Source organism: Rhodovarius crocodyli, from assembly GCF_004005855.1.
In the GTDB taxonomy this organism is placed as follows: Bacteria; Pseudomonadota; Alphaproteobacteria; order Acetobacterales; family Acetobacteraceae; genus Rhodovarius; species Rhodovarius crocodyli.
On the sequence record NZ_SACL01000001.1, the window covers coordinates 130,013 to 148,737 of the forward strand.

The following is an 18,725-nucleotide window of genomic DNA, read 5'->3' on the forward strand; positions in this document are numbered from 1 at the left end:
CCACATGACCACCACCCAACGCCATGCCGAGATCGCGGGCGGCGGCATCGGGGGCCTCGGCCTCGGCATGATGCTGGCCGCCGATGGCTGGACCGTGCGCGTGCACGAACGCTCGCCCGAGATCCGCGAGGTCGGCGCCGGCCTCTACATCAAGAACAATTCCCTGCGCGTGCTGGAACAGTATGGCGTGGTGGAGGAACTGGAACCCCACGGCACCTGGCTGAAGCACCGCCGCGTGCGCAACGCCGAGGGCCGCGTCATCAACGAGCACGAGACGGTGGGCCATCGCCGCTGCCTCGTGACCCCGCGCCAGGCGCTGGTGGATGTGCTGGCCAGCCGCGCGCGGGCCTATGGGGTGGAGGTCGTCACCGGCTCTCACATCGCGGGAATCGAGGCGGGCGGCGCGCTGATCGACGCGGCCGGCAAGCGCTATGCGGCCGATCTGGTGGTGGCGGCCGACGGCGCGCGGTCGCGGCTGCGCAATGCGCTCGGGATCAAGGGCAGCTTCCGGGAGCTGGACACGCTGATCGACCGTTTCCTGGTCGATACCCGCAGCTTCACCCAGGACGACGCGACCACCGAGCATTGGTCCGGCCGCCGCCGCATCGGCATCACGCCGAGCGGCCCCAACCAGTCCTATGTCTATGTGGTGATGCCGCGCGGCGACGCGCCGGGCGCGCGGCTGCCGCTGGATGTGGCCAGCTGGAATGCCTCCCACCCCTTCCTGAAGGCAGAATTCGACATCCTGTCCCAGGCGCCTTCCACCCAGTACCCTTATGCGCTGGTGAAGGTGGATCGCTGGTCCGAGGGGAAGGCCGCCATCGTGGGCGACTGCGCCCATGGCCTGCCGCCCACGCTGGGCCAGGGGGCCGGGCTCACGCTGATGAACTCCTACGCGCTGATGCGCATGGTGCAGGGCCGCGCCGACATTCCGGCCGCCCTGCGCGAATGGGAAAAGACGGTGCGCTTCATCAGCGACAGCACCCAGCGCTGGGCCGTGCGCTATGACTGGTTCAGCCGCCAGTGGCCGAGCTCTCTGTCGCTGCTGAAGCCGCTGGTGGTGGGTGCCTTCCAGCACTCGAAATACCTGACCGAGAAGCTGCGCATGGCCGATCGCGGCCTGGACCTGACGCCCATCGGCTTCGCGGCCTGAGGGCGCGTCAGCTCTCCTCGCTGAGCCTGGAGAGCGCGGTGCGCCGCGTGGCCTCCAGGTGCAGCAGGGTCGCTTCCTCCGCCCCCTTGCCGTCCCTCGCCTCGATGGCCGACAGGATCATCTCGTGTTCCTTCAGGGTCTGGCGGGTGCGCTCGATGGGCACCTGCGAGTAGTACCACTGCAGGCGGACCTCGATGTCGCGGATGATCTTGGCAGCATAGGCATTGCCGGCGGCCTCCGCGCAGGCGGCATGGAAGGCCTGGTTGCTCTCGGCCAGTTCCATGGAGCTTTCGCGCTTCAGCGCCTCCAGGCTCTGGCGCATGCTGGCCTTGATCTTGGCCAGATGGCCCTGGTTGCGCCGTTCCGCGGCCAGGCGCGCCAACTGGGGCTCCATGATGAAGCGCGTCTCATACAGGTTGCTCAGCTCCTCGGCCGTGTGCTCCTGCACATAGACGCCGCGGCGCGGGCGGATGTTGATCCAGCCATTCGCCTCCAGCGAGCGCAGCGCCTCCCGCACCGGGATCTTGCTGACCTCGAAATGGGCCGCGATCTCATCGGGTTGGATGCGGTCGCCGGGGCGGAACCGCCCCTCGATGATCGCTCGTGAGAGAATGGCGTAGAGCTGGTCAGGCAGGTTGTCGTTGCCGCGCATCGTCGGCAGGTCAAGCGGCAACGACATTCATCAGCCTTCATTGTCCAATGGCATCATCGCGTGGCGGCGGCCGCCCTGGTGGGCAGGCCGTCATGCATGACTCAGGCGTGCTGCGCCGCATGGGCGGGCACGCGCAGGCCCAGGCGCTCCAGCCGGGGCACCACCTCCTGGATGAACAGCGGCGCGTCGATGGCTTGGTTGACCATCAGCATCGCGATGCCGTCCACGCCGATCTCGGCCAGCTGCGCCAGGCGGCCGGCGATATAGTCCGGGTCGCCCACCAGCCGGTAGTCACCATGGCCCTTCAGCATGCCCACGCGCTGCTGCGCCTGGTCGCCGGGCGGCAGCGGCCGGCCGGAACGGCGGCGGATGTCCAGCATGGTGTCGATCGCATCCCAATCCGCATTGGCCTCGCAATAGGCATAGAACTCCTCGGCCTCACGCATCGTGCGGCGGCAGACCACGGTGCCCGAGGTGAAGACCGGATAGGCCACATCCCGCCCCTGCTGCGCGCGCGCCTTCGCATCGGCCACGATGGCCGGGAAGCGCGAGGTGTCCCCGCGCGGCGGGTTGGAGAACAGCCCGTCGCAGCATTCGATGGCGAAGGCCTGGCCGACATCGGACATGCCGGCATTCAGCACCATGGGCTGGCTGCCGCCCACGGGCTTCGGCCGGCCGCGCAGGCCGCGCAGCTGCAGGTACTTGCCCTCGAAATCGAACTCGTCGGTGCGGGACCAGAGCTGGCGGATCACCTCGATCCATTCGCGGGCGTAGGGGTAGCGTTCCTCCGCCGGCATCTTCACGTCGAACATCTCGAACTCGTCGTCGTTCCAGCCGACGACGATGTTCAGGCCGAAGCGCCCCGCCCCGATGTGGTCGGCGGTCGCGAACTGCTTGGCCGCGAATACCGGGTGGATGAAGGGCGCGTGGACGGTGGCGAAGATGTTGATCCGCTTCGTCTGCGCCAGCAGGCCGATGGCCCAGGCGATGGTCTCGTGCGAAACCCCGGCGGGGTCGGTACGGCCGCCATAGCCCTTCCAGCGCGCGACCGGCAGCAGGAAGTCGATGCCGCCCTCATCGGCCAGCTTGGCGACGGCGAGGTTGTCCTCCCAGCCGGCCTCCCAGCGTTCCGGCACGGTGGTCAGCGCCGTGCCGCAGGACATGTTGGCGCCGAAGAAACCCAGCTTGAAGCGGTTCTGGTTGCCGAAGCTGACGCGCTCGGAGAGCGGTAGGATGCGTTCCGACATGGGATTACTCCTGAGGCGAGGGCAGCGGCCAGCCATCGGCCGCATGCCACCAGACGGGAAGGGTTTCGCCCTCGCGCAGCGAGGGAAGAAGGGAGACAGGGGCGCGCAGGCAAATCTCCTGGCCGGCCGCGCTGCCGGTGACCATGGCGGCGACGCCGATATTCACCACGCCGCCGATCTTGAGCGAGAGGCGGTTGGCGCCCTCGGGCGCGTCGCCCACATGCAGCTTCTCCGGGCGCACCAGCAGGGCGGCCTGGGCGTCGGCCAGCGGGGAGCCGCAGCGCAGCGCGTTGCCGTCGGCGGTCAGCAGGATGTCGGCTGCCTCACCGCGCCGGCCCGCGATGATGTTGCTGTCGCCGATGAAGCTCGCGGTGAAGCGGGTAGCCGGGCGCTCATACACCTCGTCCGGGCGGCCGACCTGCTCGATGCGGCCGTGGTTGAACACGGCGATGCGGTCCGACAGCATCATCGCCTCGCCCTGGTCATGGGTGACGTAGATGGTGGTGACGCCCACCTGGCGGTGGATGCGCCGCAACTCCTGCTGCATCTGCTCGCGCAGGTTCTTGTCGAGCGCGGAGAGCGGCTCATCGAGCAGCAGCAGGCGCGGCTCGAACACCAGCGCGCGCGCGAGGGCCACGCGCTGCTGCTGCCCGCCCGAAAGCTGCGCCGGCCGCTTATGCGCATGCGCCGACAGCCCCACCATTTCCAGATAGCGATCCACCGCCGCCTTGATCTCGGACTTCGGCCGGTGGCGCACCTTCAGCGGGAAGCCGATGTTCTGCGCCACTGTCATGTGCGGGAACAGCGCGTAGTTCTGGAACATCATGCCGATGTTGCGCTCATGCGGCGGCAGTTCCTCGACCGTCGTGCCGCCCAGGCGGATATGCCCGCCCGACACGCTCTCGAACCCCGCGATCATCATCAGCGTGGTGGTCTTGCCCGAGCCTGACGGGCCGAGCAGCGAGATGAACTCGCCCTCCGCCACGCTCAGCGAGACGCCCTGCACGGCGGCGGTCGCGCCATAGCGCTTGGATACGTCGATCAATTCAAGATGGGGTCGCATCGGCGCCTCACTTCATCAGATTGGCCAGGCCCAGGGCCCGGTCATAGACAGCCAGCATCAGCAGGGTGGCGCCCAGCAGCAGCATCGCCATGGCCGAGGCCGTGCCGAAGGCCAGCAGGTCCTCGATCTGCGTCGCGATCAGGCTGGCCACCATCAGGTCGCGCGGGGAGCCGATCAGCGCGGGCGTCACGTAGAAGCCCAGGCAGAACACGAAGACGAGCAGCGAGCCGCTGATGATGCCGGGCATGGAAAGCGGCAGCACCACCTGGCGGAAGGTCTGCCCGCGTGTCGCCCCCAGGCCGCTGGCGGCGCGCAGCAGCACGGGGTCGATCCGCGCCAGCACCACGTAGATCGACAGCACCATGAAGGGCAGCAGGATATGCGTCATGCCGATGATGCTGGCAGCCGAGGTAAACAGCAGCACCGGCGGCGGGTCATAGCCCATCCAGCGCGCCACCTGGCTGACCGGGCCGCGGCTGCCGAGGATCACGGTCCAGGCATAGGTGCGCACCAGGAAGCTGATCCAGAAGCTGAGCCCCGTGGCCGCCAGCAGCACGGCACCCACCGCACCGCCCGCCCGCGCGATATACAGCGCCAGCGGATAGGCCATGACGATGCAGATGCCCGTGACCAGCAGCGCCATCAGCGTGGTGTTGCGGTAGATGCGCAGATAGGCCGGTGTGGTCAGCACCTCGATATAGTTGTGCAGGCCCGGCATGGGGTCGCTGAAGCTGACCCAGGCGGTGTTGGCCAAAGGCAGCAGGAACACCACGCCCATATAGAGCAGCGCGGGGGCGATCAGCAGCCAGGTGGGCACCGCGCGCAGGCGGGTGCGGGGGCGGTGGGCGGCTTCGGGCCGCAGGCCGGTCAGCGCCGCGCTCATCGCGACATCGCCGCCCGGCGGCGCAGCAGAGAGACGGCGGAGAACAGGAAGATCACCAGCACCACCGTCAGGGTGGAGACCACCGACAGCACCGGGTCGGCATCCAGGCGGATGCTCTCGAAGGCGCGGCGGGGCAGCGTGTTGACCTCGCGCCCCGCGATGAACAGGGAAATCACCGCCTCATCGAAGCTGTGCACAAAGGCGAAGATGCCGGCGATGACGATGGCCGGCGTGATCAGCGGCAGCGTGACCATGCGGAAGCCCTGCCAGGGGGTGGCGCCGCAGATCGCGGCCGCGCGTTCCAGGTTGCGGTCGAAGCCGCGCACCGTGGCCGAGAGCGCGATCAGCGCCAGCGGGATGGACCCCGCCGCATGGGCCATCAGCACCCCGGCATAAGTCTGGTTCAGCCCGATCTCGGCATAGAGCGTGTAGTAGCTGATCGCCATGATGATGCTGGGCACCAGCATGGGCAGAAGCAGCAGGGCGCGCGCCAGGTTCTGCCCGCGGAACTGCCTGCGGTTCAGCGCGAAGGCCGCCGGCACCGAGAGCAGCAGCGTCAGCACCGAGCACCCCGCAGCGATCGCCAGGCTGTTCGCCGTGGCCGACAGCCAGGCATCGGACTGGAAATAGGCGGCGTAATGCCCCAGCGAGAAGGAACGCGGCGGAAACTCGAAGGAGCGCGAGGCGCTGAAGGACATCGGCACCAGCACCAGCACCGGCGCCAGGATGAACAGCGCCACCGCCAGAGCGAGAACGAGGTTCAGCCGCGAGGGTCGGTCGTGGTGGATCACTGGATCTGCCAGGCCTCGAAGCGGCGGGTGGCGGCCGTCATGATGGCGCCGATGGAACGCGGCTCATGCTCGATGGCACCCGCGGCATAGGCCGGGTTGGTCGGCATGTCCTTCGTCTGCTCCTCGTTGATCCAGTTGAAGGCGCGGGTATCGAAGGGGCCGTACTGGCCGTCGATGCAGAAGCGCGCCATGCGCTCGGGCTCGACCGCGAACTGGATGAACTCGAAGGCCATCGCCGCGCGCGGCGTCCCGCGTGAGACCACCCAATAGGTGCGGTCCACGGTGAACTGGTTCCACACCAGCTCCACCGGCGCGCCGTTGCGCTTGGCCGACAGGACGTTGGCGTGCCAGATGCCGATCATCTGCACCTCGCCATCCGCCAGCAGCTGCTGGGCCTGGCCGCCCTGGGTCCACCAGGACGCGATGGCAGGCTTGACCTTGTCCAGGCTGCGGAAGGCGCGGTCCATGTCGATCGGGTAGATGTTCTCCTTCGCCACGCCATCGGCCAGCAGCGCGAAGGGGAAGGTCCATTGCATGCTGCGCGGCAGGGCGCGGCGGCCGGGATATTTCTGCAGGTTCCAGAAATCGCGCCAGTCGCGGACCTCGCCGGCCGGAAGGTTGCGCGTGTTGACCGCCAGGTTGGTGGAATAGGCGTGGTTGCCGATGCCGTTGGCGAAGATGCCGTCCGACGGCAGCTTGCCGCGGTCGATGGTCTGGTCGGTCGGGCGCTCGGTCAGGTTGGACTGCTCGGCCTGCACCAGGCTGGGCCCGCCCAGGGTCGAGATGTCGTACTCGTAGTTGCCGGTGCGGACCTGGGCCGCGAGCTTGGCGAAATTGACGCCCGAAGTGATGCGGATCTCGATGCCCGTCTTTGCCGTGAAGGGGTCGAACAGGTGCTGCCGCGCCGCGCGTTCCCAGGTGCCGCCCCAGGAATTGATATACAGGAAGCGGCCCTGCGCCTTCAGGGCGGGGGCCGCCAGCATACCGGCGGTGGCGCCCAGCAGGGTGCGGCGAGCGGTCAGGATCGTCATGTCGGCCCCATCATGAATAAAGTATACTTAATACGATACTCACCGATTAGCTTCGCGCACAAGCGATTAATCCAGGCCCAGATGGCCACGCAGCGTGGTGGCGCTGTAGGCGTCGCGGAACAGGCCGCGCCGGCGCAGTTCCGGCACCACCATGGTGGTGAAATCCGTCAGGCAATTGGGGAAGAAGGCCGGCATGAACACGTAGCCGTCCGCCGCCTCGCCCTCGAAGCGGTGCTGCAGTTGGTCCGCGATGTCGGCCGGCGTGCCGAACAGGGAGAAACTGTCCTTGTCGGCCATGCGCAGATACAGCTCGCGGATGGTCAGCCCCTCGCGCCGCGCCTCGGCCTGCACCTTGAACACGCCGCTTGTGGTGGTGTTGTCGGTGGCAAGCTCCGGCAGCGGGCCGTCATCGGGCGCATTGCCCAGGCTGGTGGCCAGCATCATCTCCAGGAAGGCGCGGCCGACCACGGGCTCGATCAGTTCCCGCACCTCGTCGTATTTGGCGCGGGCTTCCTCGCGGGTGGGGGCGACGTAGATGTTCACCGCCGGCATCACCAGCACCCGGTCGGGGTCGCGCCCCTTCTCGGCGGCGCGGCGCTTGATGTCGCGGTAGAAGTCCCGCGCGGTCTCGTAGTCGGCGATGGTGGAGAAGATCACCTCCCCTACCCCCGCCGCCAGGTCGCGCCCGGGGCCGGAGGCGCCGGCCTGCACCAGCACCGGCCGGCCCTGGGGGGAACGCGGCACGTTCAGCGGGCCGCGCACCTGGAAATGCTCGCCCACATGGTTCAGCAGCCGCATGCCCGCGGCATCGAAGAACAGCCCGGCTTCCTTGTCGCGGATCTGCGCCCCGGCATCCCAGGTGTTCCACAGCCCCTTCACCACCTCCACGAACTCGGCGGCGCGGCGATAGCGGTCGGCATGCGGGATCAGCCCGTCCATGCTGAAATTGCCGGGCTCGTTGGGGTTGGAGGAGGTGACGATGTTCCACCCGCAGCGCCCGTCGCTCAGCAGGTCCAGCGAGGCGAAGCGCCGCGCCAGGTTGTACGGCTCCTCATAGGTGGTGGATGCCGTGGCCACCATGCCGATGCGGCTGGTGCTGGCGGCCAGCGCGCCCAGCAGGGTCAGCGGCTCGAACTGCGCCACGTACCGGTTGCTGCTGCGGGCCAGAACGTCCCAGTCGCGGCCGCGCATGGTGATGCTGTCGGCCAGGAACAGGAAATCGAGGCAGGCGCTTTCGGCCAGCCGCGCCATCTCCGCCACGCGCGACAGGTTGGCGCCGTGGTCGGCATAGGCGTCCGGGTGGCGCCAGCCCGCGATATGCCCGCCGGTGGAGGTGGCATAGTAGCCGAGCTTCATCTGCCTCATGACAGAACCAGATCCTCGCCGCGCAGGCTGAGCGCGACCGGGGTTCCGATCGGCAGCACCGCGTCCTCGGCGGGCTGGATGGCCTGGAAGGTCTCGCCCCCGCAGGCCACGTCGTAGCGCACCATCATGCCCAGATAGTCCACCCCCGTGACATGCCCGCGCAGGGCGGGCGTGCCGTCGTCAGGCACCAGCCTGAGGCGTTCCGCGCGCAGCAGCAGGGACAGCTTCGTGCCCGGCGCGGCATCGCCCGGCACGGGCAGGGAAACGCCTTCGGCCAGCGCCACCTGCATGGTGCCGCCGCCGGCGCTGGTCACGGTGCCGGGCAGGCTGTTCACCCGCCCGAAGAAGCGCATGACGAATTCGGAATTGGGCGCGCGATAGATGTCCTCGGGCGTGCCCTCCTGGCGCTTGCGGCCGCCATGCATCACCACGATGCGGTCGGCCATGGACAAGGCTTCCTGCTGGTCGTGCGTGACGAACACGGTGGTGATGCCGAGCGACTTCTGGATGCGCTTCAGCTCCACCCGCAGCTCGTCGCGCAGCCCGGCGTCGAGTGCCGAGAGCGGCTCGTCGAACAGCAGCAGGTCTGGCTCGATGACGATGGCGCGCGCCACCGCGATGCGCTGCTGCTGCCCGCCCGAGAGCTGGGACGGCAGGCGATCGGCCACATGCGGCAGGCGCACCACCTCCAGCGCGCGGGCGACGCGGCGGGCGATCTCGGGCTTGGGCACCTTCCGGTATTTCAGGCCGAAGGCGATGTTCTCGAAGGCGGTGCGGTGCGGGAACAGCGCGTGGTTCTGGAACACCATGCCGACATTGCGCGCATGCACCGGCACGTCGTTCACACGCCGGCCCTTCACCACGATGTCGCCGGAGCTCGGCTGCTCCAGCCCCGCCATCATGCGCAGCGTGGTGGTCTTGCCGCAGCCGGAACTGCCGAGCAGGGCCACGAACTCGCCCTCGGCGATGGTCAGGTCCAGGTCGTCGACGGCGGCGACGCTGCCATAGTGGCGGCTGACGCGGCGCATCTCGACAGCGGCGGGCGCGCTCATCGGGCATCTCCTTCGGTGGCGGGCTGCCAGGCGGGTGTCGCTTCAGGCGCGCGGGCGGGGCGGCGCCGGCGCGAGGTCCATAGATGCAGCAGCAGCATGGTCAGCACCGGCACGCCGACCGAGAAGCCCACCAGCGCCGCCGCCAGCGCGTTCAGCTCCTGGCTGACGGAGTTCTGCAACTCGGACAGCACATAGATCGGCACGGTGTCGAAGTTGGCCGGGCGCCAGAACAGCGTCGCCGTCACCTCGTCGAAGGAGGACATGAAGGCGAAGACGAAGCCCGTGACGATGGCGGGGGCTGCCAGCGGCAGCGTGACCTCGCGGAAGGTCTGCCAGCCATTGGCGCCCAGCGTGCGCGAGGCTTCCTCCAGATACAGCGGGATGGCCTGCAGCCGGTGCTGCGTGGTCAGGATGACGAAGGGCATGGTGAGTGCCACATGCCCCAGCAGCATCAGGGTGAAGCTGCGCGACAGGCCCAGGATGCGGAAGGCGAGCAAGAGCCCCACCCCCACGATCAGGTGCGGCACCAGGATAGGCATGGTCAGCAGCAGCTGCACCGCCGCGCGCCCGCGGAATGGGTAGCGCACCAGCGCATAGGCCGCCGCCACCCCCAGCACGGTCGCGATGGCCGCCGTCGCCACCGCCAGCCGCAGGGATGTCTTGACCGCCGTCACCACGGCAGGGTTGTCCAGCAGGCCGCCGAACCAGCGGGTGGTGAAGCCCACGATCGGGAAGCTGCCGAATTCCGGCGGGTTGAAGGCCAGGGCCACCACCACGAAGACCGGCAGGATCTTGTAGGCGTAGACCAGCAGGGTGAAGCCGCCGAGCAGCCACAGGGTCAGGCGTGAGTGCCTCATGCGGACACCTTGCGGAACAGGGTGCCCACACCCGCCAGCCTCGCATACAGCCCGATCACCGCCGTCAGCACGACGATGAACACCACGGCCAGCGTGGCGCCCAGGGGCCAGTCCAGCTGCGGGATCACCGCCTCATAGATCAGGTTCGAGTAGTAGACATTGCCGGTGCCGCCCAGGATCAGCGGCGTGATGTAGGTGCCGGCGGCCAGGATAAAGACCAGCAGCGACCCCGCCATCAGCCCCGGCAGGGACAGCGGCAGCGTGACCTCCAGGAAGGCATGCCAGCCCTTGGCGCCCAGGGTGCGGGCCGCATCCACCAGGTTCCGGTCCACCGACTGCAACCCGATATAGATGTTCAGCACCATGTAGGTCAGCGTGTAGTGGACCATGCCGACATAGATGGAGAAGTCGTTGTAGAGCAGCGGCAGCGGCTCCTCGATCACCCCCATCCGGCGCAGCAGCAGGTTCACGAGGCCCCCCGGCCCCAGCACATGCAGCCAGGACATGGTGCGCACCACGAAGCTGATCCAGCTGGGCAGGAACAGCAGCAGGATCATCAGCGCGCGGAAGCGATCCGGCATCAGGATCAGCGTATAGGCCACCGGATAACCGACCAGGGCACAGATCAGGGTAGTGATCGCGGCCAGGCGCCCGGTGCGGCCCAGCACCTCCAGATAGAAGGGGTCGTCCAGGAATTCCCGCCAGCTCGTCAGCGTGAACTGCTGGATGACGATGCCGTTCGGGTCGCGCAGCCAGAAGGAATGCAGCGCCATCGCCAGCACCGGCAACAGGATGAAGGCGACGACGCAGCCTACGGCCGGCGCCGCCAGCATCCAACCGGTCGCGCGGCGTGGATCAGCCACGCGCCATCACCTGGGTGTAGCGGCGCTGCCAGGCATCGCCATGGCCGTTCCAGTAGACGGGGTCGGGGAAGACGCCGAGGCGCAGGCGCCCTTCCTCGTCATAGCCCGGCAGGGTGGTGCGCAGCGCCTGCGGCACATCCACCTTGGCGGGGTCGAACAGCGGCGTGCTGCCTTCCTGCTCGGCGAGCGCGAACTGCACTTCCTCACGCAACACGATGTCGAACATCTCATACACGGGCGTCAGCGGCGTGCCGCGGAACACGAACATGCCGGCGATGTCGGTGTAGATGCCCTGCGGGTAGACGATGTCGATCGGGTGGCCCTGCTTGCGCAGATGGAACACGCGCAGGCCCCAGGCATCGGAGATGTCGGCCGTGCCGTTGGACAGCAGGCTCATCTGCTCGGCGCCGCTGCCCCAGTATTTCGTGACCAGCCGGCGGGACTGGCGGATGCGGTCCCACACGGCATCCATGTCGCGGATGGCGTTGGGGTCCTGGCCGCTCTGCAGGGCCGCGTACCAGATGCGGCGCAGCCAGTTGTTCTCACCCACGATGCGGCCGCGATACCGGTCGTTCAGCAGCGACTGAACGCCCTGCTGCCGCACCGAGGCGCCGTCCACCTTGTCGCGGTTATAGGCGATGCCGATGGTGGTCAGCTGGAAGGGCACGGCGCAGGCCTCGCCGCCCGACAGGCGCTTGAAGGCCTCCAGGCCCCGCTGGTCATAGCTGGCGAAGCGCGGGATCTTCGAGATGTCCAGCGCCTGGCCCAGATTGCCCTGGGTGAAGGTGTAGTAAGACACCAGATTGGACAGCGAGCAGATGTTGTACTCGCCGGGGGAGCCCGCGCGCACGCGGGTCAGGAATTCCTCCCACCCGCTGAAGGAGCCCTGGCGGATCTGCACGCCGGTGCGCTCGGTGAAGGGGGTGAAGATGTGGCGCGTCAGCGCCTGCTGGCCGACACCGCCCCAGCCGTCGAAGCGCAGGCTCTGCGGTTGCTGCGCATAGGCGGCCAGGGGGCTCGCCAGCCCGGCGGCGGCACAGGCCGCACCCAGCGCGCCCAAAAAGCCGCGGCGGTCGATGTCGCCATCGCGATAGCGCGCGAGCAGCCGCTCGCCCTGCTGGTGGAAGTCCATCTTTCTCTCCGTCGATCCCGTGTCGCCGTGAGTGCTGGCTTGCTTGTGATGAAGTATACTTGATAATTAAGCGCCAGCAACCCGCATTCGCGCGGCCCCATGCGCGGGGCGCGCCAGGCCCAGATTCTCCCGCAGGGTCCGGCCGGTGTATTCGTCACGGAACAGGCCGCGCCGGCGCAGCTCCGGCAGCAGCAGGTCGATCACCTCGGTCAGCCCATCGGGGTAATAGGGGATCATCAGGTTGAAGCCGTCGCAGGCGCGGCCCTCGAACCATTCCTGCATGTGGTCCGCGATCCGCGCGGGCGAGCCCACGATCTGCTGATGCGCCGCCCCGCCCGAGAGGAAGGTGTAGAGCTGACGGATGGTCATGCCCTTCTCCTTCGCCTGCCTGGCCATGGTGGAGGCGATGGACTTGATCGGCCCGTTCAGCACGATGTCCGGCAGGGGTTCATCCAGCGGATAGCCCGACAGGTCCCCGAACAGGTTCGCCAGCACCGACAGGCCATGCACCGGGTGGATCAGCGCCTCCAGCTCTCCCAGCCGGTCCTGCGCCTGCTGGTCGCTCTCGCCCACCACGATCAGCCCGCCCGGCATCACCAGCATGTCGTCGGGTGAGCGGCCATACTTCGCCGCCCTGCCCTTCACGCTGTCATAGAAGGCCTTGGCCGAGGCGAAGTCGCGCTGCGCGGTATAGACGAGGTCGGCCGTGCGGGCCGCCAGTTCCTGCCCAGGCTCCGAGGAGCCCGCCTGGGCGATCACCGGGTAGCCCTGCGGGGGCCGCGCGCTGTTCAGCGGCCCCTTCACCGAGAAGAACTCACCCTTGTGGTTCAGCACATGCATCTTGGCGGGGTCGAAATAGCGGCCGCCCGCCTGGTCGCGCAGGAAGGCGTCGTCCTCCCAGCTGTCCCACAGGCCCGTCACCACATCGACGAATTCCTCGGCGCGGCGATAGCGGAAATCATGGTCGAAGTGCTTCTCGCGCGAGAAGTTCTTCGCTTCCGCCTCGGACCAGGAGGTGACGACGTTCCAGCCCACGCGCCCGCCGCTGATGTAGTCCAGCGAGGCGTATTTGCGGGCGATGGTGAAGGGCTCGTTGTAGCTGGTCGAGGCCGTTGCCACGAAGCCGATGCGCTCCGTGACCGCCGCCAGGGCCGAGATCACCGTCAGCGGCTCGAACTGGTCGATGCGGCCGCTGTAGCTCAGGGCCTCGTCGTCCTTCGCGTTGGTGCGCACCGCCTGGCCGTCCGCCAGGAAGATGAAGTGGAACTTCGCTGCTTCGGCCTGCTGCGCCATGCGCTTCCACAAGGCGAAGTCGATGCCGGCATCGGGCTGGGCGCCCGGCAGGCGCCAGCCGGCCGCGTGGGTGCCGTTCGAGACCATGGCAAGGCCGAGCTTCAGGTCGGTGCGGGCAGGCTTGGTCATGGGCGCTCCTCACGAATATCAAATAAAGTATACTTCCCACGATGGAATGGAAGGGGCTTGTTGGCCCCCTCCTCTCCGATGCCCATGGTCCCGTCCCGCCCGCTCAGCGCCCGGCCGCGGGCATTCCGTGCGACGGCTCCAGCAAGCCCGCGCCGCGCAGTGCCTGGGCCACATGGTCCGCGATGCGCTGCTCATCCTCGGCCAGCAACAGGCGCATCAGTTCCCCATCCGCAGGATGCGGCCGCTGGCGGCGTCCACCTCGATCTCGACGAGGCGTCCGTGCGCATCGGCGGCAGGCATCTCATAGATCAGCGCGCCGCGATGTTCCTGGCGTCGCGCTGCGGCTGCAACCGCTCCAGGATCTCGGCCAGGGACAGGATGCGCCCCTCGGCGACGGCTGCCCGGGCGCTGTCGTGGTTCAGCCGGCGCCGATCCTCTCATGTCACGCGGACCGAGTTCAGGGGGGGGGGGATGGTAAGGCGCCTGCCCGAACAGGGCAGTGGCGTATCCCGTCGCCGCTGCGCAACGACGGGCGCGCGCTATCGACTGCTCATCCTATCGCGCATAGGCCGCCGCGACGGTGCTGAGCGCACCCTGGATCGCCTGCCGCCAATCGGGCTGCTGCAGCATCTCGATGCATACCCAGCCCGCATAGGCGATGTCCTTCAGCGCGGCACCGGCCTGGGCATGCGCCGGCAGCGGCGCGCCGAAATCCGTCAGCTGCGGCTGCGCGGCGTGAAAATGCGCCAGCAGGCCCGCACCCTGCCTTATGGCATCGGCAATGCTGCCGCCGCCCAGCGTGACGCAGGCCGTATCGAGATGGAGCCGGACCGCGTGATGATCGACCGCGCGCACCAGTTGGACGACTTCTTCCCAGGTCATCAGGAAGTCCGAATTATAGGCTGCGGGAACCGGCTCCATGGCCAGCAACAGCCCCTCATCCGCAGCCAGCGAAGCAAGGATGCCCAGGCGCTGCACGGCCAGCTCCATCGCCCGCTCCGGGGCCAGCTGGTGCCGGTTGCGGTTCCTGGGGGCACCGAAGACGCAGACAGGCGCCTGCAACGCACGGCTGGCCACGCCGACCTTGCGCAGATGCCGCTGCATCGCCTCGAAGCCGGTCTCGTCACCCAGCAGCTGGGCCTCGGGGGCACCAAAGAAAATCGCCTGCAGGGATGACGGGGCAAGCCCGTGTTCCTGCAGCGTATGGCGATAGGCCGTCAGGGCTTCCGGTCGCAGCTCGTCCCAGGGGGCAATGCGCGTGGGGGCGACCTCGACACCCGTGGCACCACCCTGCCGCAGAAGACCCAACGCCTCGACCATGTCCTCCGCGGGCCAGGCCAGATTGGACAGCGACACCCGCACAGCGGTCATCGGGCGCGCTCGGCCGAGACGAACTGGCCGATCTGCTGCATCACCGCTGCCTTGTCCATGATGTAGGAGCCCTGGCCGCCGAACAGTGCCGCATGCCGCGTATGGAGATCATAGGCAGGCACCGCCTTGGCGGGGCCCACGGCCTTATCCGGGAAGAAGCTGCTGACAATCTCCCCCGTCACCACGGGTTCGGTAGCCAGGTGCACCAGGCTCAGCCCGCTGTTCTCAGCGGTCACGATATCCTGCGGCAGGCGCGGAACCGGATACCATTGGAACGCGGCGGCGGGATTGATCGCTTCCAGCATGTTGTCGTTCAGAAGGTCAAACAGCGCGTTCTTCCGCAGCCCGGGTCCAAACAGCGCAGGCAGCCGCATCACCACCGCATTCGGGAAATGCGCAAGCACGAAATCCTCCAGCTCCAGCCGGTGGAGCCCGTAGGGATGAAGCCCGTCGCGCTCAGGCACGACCGCCTCATCCGCGCCTGAGGATTGCTTACCGCCCTCGGGCGACATCGCCCGGACGCTCGGCCCCGATTTCATCGGGGCGAAAGCGCCATCTTCCTGGCGCTGATCCGCAACAACCGCAGCATCGTGCTGGAACTGAAGCAGCCCGGCGGCCGGGCAAGCCCGCCCGCCAGCAGCAGCGCCCCCACCAGCAGCACCGGCCGGCCGGTGTCCGGTTCCGTGCTCACGCGCGGCGCAGGTTCCAGAACGCGGCCAGGCTGGCCTTGGGCAGCCCGGTCAGATCCGCCCGCAGCGCGGTGGGTTCCTGCCACTGGCCGACCGGCAGATAGGGCACGCCATCCACCGCCGCGCGCTGGATCCCACGCGCCACCGCCTGCTGCGTGGCCAGGTCCGGCGCGTCGAACCATTCCTGGCGCAGCTTCTCCAGCTCCGGCAGGTCTGGCCAGCCGGACCAGGCCTGCGGCCCATTGGCGCGCAGCGGGGTGTTGGTCGCGGGGCTCAGCATGCCAAGCCCGGTCCAGGTGGTGGTATGGGCGTTCCAGCCGCCCTGGTCGGGCGGGTTGCGGTTGGCGCGGCGCGTCAGCACCGACCCGAAGTCCATGCTGATATACTCCACATCCAGCCCGATGGACTGGAAGGTGGCGGCCGCCACATCGGAGATCGCCTTGATCACGTCCATGTCGGCCGGGGAAAGCAGCCGCACCTTCTCGCCGCGATAGCCGGCGCGACGCACCCGTTCCTTGAGGGCGGGGATGTCGCGGTTGCCGGTGAACAGGCCGCCCAGCCCCTCGCGGCTGGCATAGGGGCTGCCCTCGGTGAAGTAGCCGACCCCGGTCTTGCCCAGCGCCGCCTCGTCACCGACGATCGCGGCCATCATGTCGTCCTGGCTGATCGCGGCCAGCGCCGCGCGGCGGATCTCGGGGTTGTCGAAGGGCGGGTAGAGGTGGTTCAGCTGCACCAGCCCGATCCGCCCCAGCGTGTTGAACACGTCGAGCTTCACGTTGCGGATGCGCCGGATGCGCGGCAGCAGGTCGAACAGCGGCCGCTCGACCCAGTCCACCTCATTGTTCTGCAAGGCGCCGATGGCGGTCGAGGCATCGGGCAGCACGCGCCATTCCACGCGCTCGAAGTGGGCCACCTTGCCGCCGGCGTGGCCGTCCGAGGGCTCCTGGCGCGGGACATAACGGTCGAAGCGCGCATAGGCGGAGCCGGCGCCCACCACCCATTCGTCGCGCAGGAAGCGCCAGGGGCCGCTGCCGGTGTAGTCGGTGATCTGCTGGAACGGGTCGGTGCGGGCCACCCGCTCCGGCATGATGAAGGCATTCTGCGCCAGCGCTGCCGGCAGCAGCGGGAAGGGCTTCTTCAGGCGGAATTCCAGGCGGCGGTCGTCCAGCGCGCGCACTTCCTCCACCTGGGCATAGAGCACTTGGCCGAAGGTGTCGCGTCGGCTCCAGCGCGCCAGCGACTGCACGGCGTCCGCCGCGCGGACGGGCTCGCCATCGTGGAAGAACAGGCCCTCGCGCAGGGTCAGCACCCAGCGGCGGCCATCGTCGCTCACCTGATGGCCCGCCACCATCTGCGGCTGCGGCAGGCCGCGCTGATCGTAGCCGTACAGCACGTCGTAGATCAGCTGGGCATGGACGCCGACCACGGCCCCCGTGGTCCAGACCGGATCCGGCGTGGCCAGCCCGCTGCCGTTGGGCACGAAGCGAAGGGTGGTGGCGCGCCGGTCCTGGGCCAGGGCGGGGCCGGCCAAGGCGCAGCCTGAAAGGCCGGCGGCCAGGCCGAAAACATGTCGACGATGCATTGGAATCTCACAGTCCGAATTCGGGATAAAATGACGCGGCGCAGCATTAACACGCAAAAATATCGCTAGATCAATATTGCACGTTTCATAATCGCCAAATACGCTGCGCTGCATCATCCCCCGGCAATGCCGCCGCAGGAGAACCGCCATGCCGCCCATTCCCGCTTGCGCCGCCCTCCGTCAGCCGCGCCGCCCGTCCTGTACCGGGGCCTGAGCAAGGCCTTCCCGACCACGCAACCAGACCCCGGAGAACACAGATGTCCCACCCCGAAACCCTGGCCCTGCACGCCGGTTGGCGGCGTGATCCCGCCACCAATGCCGTGGCGGTGCCGATCTACCAGACCAGCTCCTATCAGTTCGACGACACGGCCCATGCCAGCCGGCTGTTCGCGCTGGAGCAGCACGGCAACATCTACACCCGCGTGAACAACCCGACCGTGGACGTGCTGGAACAGCGCGTGGCGGCGCTGGAGGGCGGCGTGGCAGCCCTGGCGGTGGCTTCCGGCCAGGCGGCCTCGGCCTATGCCGTGCAGAACCTGGCGGCGGCCGGCGATAACATCGTGGCGTCGACCGACCTGTATGGCGGCACCTGGAACCTGTTCGCCAACACGCTGAAGGACCAGGGAATCGAGGTCCGCTTCGTGGACCCGGCGGACCCCGAGAATTTCCGCCGCGCCACCGATGACCGCACCCGCGCCTACTATGCGGAATCCCTGCCGAACCCGAAGCTGGAGGCGTTTCCGATCGCGGAGGTCGCGGCTATCGGCCGGCCGCTGGGTATTCCGCTGATCGTGGACAACACCGCGGCCCCGCTGCTGATCCGCCCCTTCGAGCATGGCGCCGCGGTGGTCGTGCATTCGCTGACGAAATACATCGGCGGGCACGGCAACAGCATCGGCGGCATCATCGTCGATGGCGGCAATTTCGACTGGGAAGCCCATCCCGCCCGCCAGCCGCTGCTGCACCGGGCTGACCGGTCCTATCACGGCGCGGTCTGGGTCGAGGCCGCGAAACCCCACGGCCCCATCGCCTATATCCTGAAGGCTCGCACCACGCTGCTGCGCGACCTGGGCGCGGCCCTCAGCCCGCACAGCGCCTTCCTGTTCCTGCAGGGGCTGGAGACGCTGCCGCTGCGCATCCGCGAGCACAGCCGCAACGCCGGCGCCGTGGCCGAGTTCCTGGCGAAGCGCCCCGAGGTGACGCGCGTGATCCATGCCGCGCATCACCAGGGCGAGGCCGCCGCGCGCAGCGCGAAATACCTGAAGAACGGCCATGGCGGGCTGCTGGGCTTCGAGCTGGCGGGCGGCGCCGATGCCGGCCGGCGCTTCATCGATGCGCTGCAGCTGTTCTACCACGTCGCCAACATCGGGGATTCACGCAGCCTGGCGATCCACCCCGCCAGCACGACCCATTCCCAGCTGACGCCCGAGGAGCAGAAGGCCACGGGCGTGACCCCGGGCTATGTACGGCTTTCCGTCGGCATCGAGCATATCGACGACATCCTGGCCGACCTGACCCAGGCGCTGGACGCGTCCACGCTGCGCCAGGCGGCGGCCCAGGCGGCAGAGTGAT

Annotated in this window: 18 protein-coding genes; 2 read left to right on the top strand and 16 right to left on the bottom strand. The window is 68.3% G+C overall.

From position 1 onward, the window contains the following. The first annotated feature begins 4 nt into the window (after positions 1-4). A complete protein-coding gene (locus EOD42_RS00595) occupies positions 5-1,153 on the top strand; it encodes an FAD-dependent oxidoreductase (protein WP_127785120.1) in 1,149 nt (382 codons plus the stop codon). A gap of 7 nt (positions 1,154-1,160) precedes the next feature. Here the strand turns inward: EOD42_RS00595 and EOD42_RS00600 are convergent, their stop codons facing one another. The 16 genes from EOD42_RS00600 to EOD42_RS00670 all read right to left on the bottom strand — a co-directional run bounded on the left by EOD42_RS00600 (position 1,161) and on the right by EOD42_RS00670 (position 17,153). After that, positions 1,161-1,832, bottom strand: coding sequence for a GntR family transcriptional regulator (locus EOD42_RS00600; protein WP_127785121.1), 672 nt, complete (start codon positions 1,830-1,832; stop codon positions 1,161-1,163). A 74-nt stretch (positions 1,833-1,906) separates the two neighbouring features. Further along, entirely contained in the window at positions 1,907-3,052 is a 1,146-nt protein-coding gene (locus EOD42_RS00605; RefSeq protein ID WP_164867716.1) for an LLM class flavin-dependent oxidoreductase, read from the bottom strand. A gap of 4 nt (positions 3,053-3,056) precedes the next feature. Next, positions 3,057-4,097, bottom strand: a complete 1,041-nt coding sequence (locus tag EOD42_RS00610) for an ABC transporter ATP-binding protein (RefSeq protein ID WP_240654731.1) — start codon at positions 4,095-4,097, stop codon at positions 3,057-3,059. 25 nt (positions 4,098-4,122) lie between these two features. Then, complete coding sequence (locus tag EOD42_RS00615) at positions 4,123-4,998, bottom strand: ABC transporter permease (protein ID WP_127785124.1); 876 nt, start codon at positions 4,996-4,998, stop codon at positions 4,123-4,125. Further along, positions 4,995-5,789 carry an ABC transporter permease gene (locus tag EOD42_RS00620; RefSeq protein WP_206020208.1) on the bottom strand — a complete coding sequence of 265 codons (795 nt, stop codon included), beginning with the start codon at positions 5,787-5,789 and terminating at the stop codon, positions 4,995-4,997. Before EOD42_RS00620 ends, EOD42_RS00615 begins: the two co-directional genes overlap by 4 nt. Further along, on the bottom strand, positions 5,786-6,820 hold the full coding sequence (locus tag EOD42_RS00625) for an ABC transporter substrate-binding protein (RefSeq protein WP_127785125.1): 1,035 nt from the start codon (positions 6,818-6,820) through the stop codon (positions 5,786-5,788). Before EOD42_RS00625 ends, EOD42_RS00620 begins: the two co-directional genes overlap by 4 nt. A 66-nt stretch (positions 6,821-6,886) precedes the next feature. Then, the gene (locus EOD42_RS00630) at positions 6,887-8,185 is read right to left on the bottom strand and encodes an LLM class flavin-dependent oxidoreductase (protein WP_127785126.1); all 1,299 of its coding nucleotides are present in this window, start codon (positions 8,183-8,185) and stop codon (positions 6,887-6,889) included. Continuing rightward, on the bottom strand, positions 8,182-9,237 hold the full coding sequence (locus EOD42_RS00635) for an ABC transporter ATP-binding protein (RefSeq protein ID WP_127785127.1): 1,056 nt from the start codon (positions 9,235-9,237) through the stop codon (positions 8,182-8,184). The genes EOD42_RS00630 and EOD42_RS00635 overlap by 4 nt, the downstream gene beginning before the upstream one ends. Beyond that, on the bottom strand, positions 9,234-10,094 hold the full coding sequence (locus tag EOD42_RS00640) for an ABC transporter permease (protein ID WP_127785128.1): 861 nt from the start codon (positions 10,092-10,094) through the stop codon (positions 9,234-9,236). Before EOD42_RS00640 ends, EOD42_RS00635 begins: the two co-directional genes overlap by 4 nt. Next, entirely contained in the window at positions 10,091-10,957 is an 867-nt protein-coding gene (locus tag EOD42_RS00645) for an ABC transporter permease (protein ID WP_240654733.1), read from the bottom strand. Before EOD42_RS00645 ends, EOD42_RS00640 begins: the two co-directional genes overlap by 4 nt. Continuing rightward, positions 10,950-12,089: an extracellular solute-binding protein gene (locus EOD42_RS00650; RefSeq protein ID WP_127785129.1), complete on the bottom strand. Its 1,140-nt coding sequence runs from the start codon at positions 12,087-12,089 to the stop codon at positions 10,950-10,952. Before EOD42_RS00650 ends, EOD42_RS00645 begins: the two co-directional genes overlap by 8 nt. 66 nt (positions 12,090-12,155) lie before the next feature. Continuing rightward, positions 12,156-13,511, bottom strand: a complete 1,356-nt coding sequence (locus tag EOD42_RS00655) for an LLM class flavin-dependent oxidoreductase (RefSeq protein WP_127785130.1) — start codon at positions 13,509-13,511, stop codon at positions 12,156-12,158. Positions 13,512-14,066: 555 nt separating this feature from the next. After that, a complete protein-coding gene (locus EOD42_RS00660) occupies positions 14,067-14,882 on the bottom strand; it encodes a sugar phosphate isomerase/epimerase family protein (RefSeq protein ID WP_127785131.1) in 816 nt (271 codons plus the stop codon). After that, positions 14,879-15,346 (bottom strand): hypothetical protein, encoded by a 468-nt coding sequence (locus EOD42_RS00665; protein ID WP_127785132.1) that lies wholly within the window; start codon positions 15,344-15,346, stop codon positions 14,879-14,881. The genes EOD42_RS00660 and EOD42_RS00665 overlap by 4 nt, the downstream gene beginning before the upstream one ends. 71 nt (positions 15,347-15,417) lie before the next feature. Continuing rightward, positions 15,418-15,573 carry a hypothetical protein gene (locus EOD42_RS25730; RefSeq protein WP_164867717.1) on the bottom strand — a complete coding sequence of 52 codons (156 nt, stop codon included), beginning with the start codon at positions 15,571-15,573 and terminating at the stop codon, positions 15,418-15,420. Next, positions 15,570-17,153, bottom strand: a complete 1,584-nt coding sequence (locus EOD42_RS00670; RefSeq protein WP_164867718.1) for an ABC transporter substrate-binding protein — start codon at positions 17,151-17,153, stop codon at positions 15,570-15,572. The genes EOD42_RS25730 and EOD42_RS00670 overlap by 4 nt, the downstream gene beginning before the upstream one ends. Before the next feature lie 257 nt (positions 17,154-17,410). Between EOD42_RS00670 and EOD42_RS00675 the strand changes: the two genes are divergently transcribed. Then, a complete protein-coding gene (locus tag EOD42_RS00675) occupies positions 17,411-18,724 on the top strand; it encodes an O-acetylhomoserine aminocarboxypropyltransferase/cysteine synthase family protein (protein ID WP_127785134.1) in 1,314 nt (437 codons plus the stop codon). The last annotated feature ends 1 nt before the right edge of the window (position 18,725 follow it).

Coding starts and splice junctions, on each gene's coding strand:
- EOD42_RS00595 (WP_127785120.1), top strand. CDS start 5: ATGACCACCACCCAACGCCATGCCGAGATCGCGGGCGGCGGCATCGGG.
- EOD42_RS00635 (WP_127785127.1), bottom strand. CDS start 9,237: ATGAGCGCGCCCGCCGCTGTCGAGATGCGCCGCGTCAGCCGCCACTAT.
- EOD42_RS00675 (WP_127785134.1), top strand. CDS start 17,411: ATGTCCCACCCCGAAACCCTGGCCCTGCACGCCGGTTGGCGGCGTGAT.
- EOD42_RS00650 (WP_127785129.1), bottom strand. CDS start 12,089: ATGGACTTCCACCAGCAGGGCGAGCGGCTGCTCGCGCGCTATCGCGAT.
- EOD42_RS00630 (WP_127785126.1), bottom strand. CDS start 8,185: ATGAGGCAGATGAAGCTCGGCTACTATGCCACCTCCACCGGCGGGCAT.
- EOD42_RS00655 (WP_127785130.1), bottom strand. CDS start 13,511: ATGACCAAGCCTGCCCGCACCGACCTGAAGCTCGGCCTTGCCATGGTC.
- EOD42_RS00660 (WP_127785131.1), bottom strand. CDS start 14,882: ATGACCGCTGTGCGGGTGTCGCTGTCCAATCTGGCCTGGCCCGCGGAG.
- EOD42_RS00600 (WP_127785121.1), bottom strand. CDS start 1,832: ATGTCGTTGCCGCTTGACCTGCCGACGATGCGCGGCAACGACAACCTG.
- EOD42_RS00640 (WP_127785128.1), bottom strand. CDS start 10,094: ATGAGGCACTCACGCCTGACCCTGTGGCTGCTCGGCGGCTTCACCCTG.
- EOD42_RS00670 (WP_164867718.1), bottom strand. CDS start 17,153: ATGCATCGTCGACATGTTTTCGGCCTGGCCGCCGGCCTTTCAGGCTGC.
- EOD42_RS00625 (WP_127785125.1), bottom strand. CDS start 6,820: ATGACGATCCTGACCGCTCGCCGCACCCTGCTGGGCGCCACCGCCGGT.
- EOD42_RS00605 (WP_164867716.1), bottom strand. CDS start 3,052: ATGTCGGAACGCATCCTACCGCTCTCCGAGCGCGTCAGCTTCGGCAAC.
- EOD42_RS00615 (WP_127785124.1), bottom strand. CDS start 4,998: ATGAGCGCGGCGCTGACCGGCCTGCGGCCCGAAGCCGCCCACCGCCCC.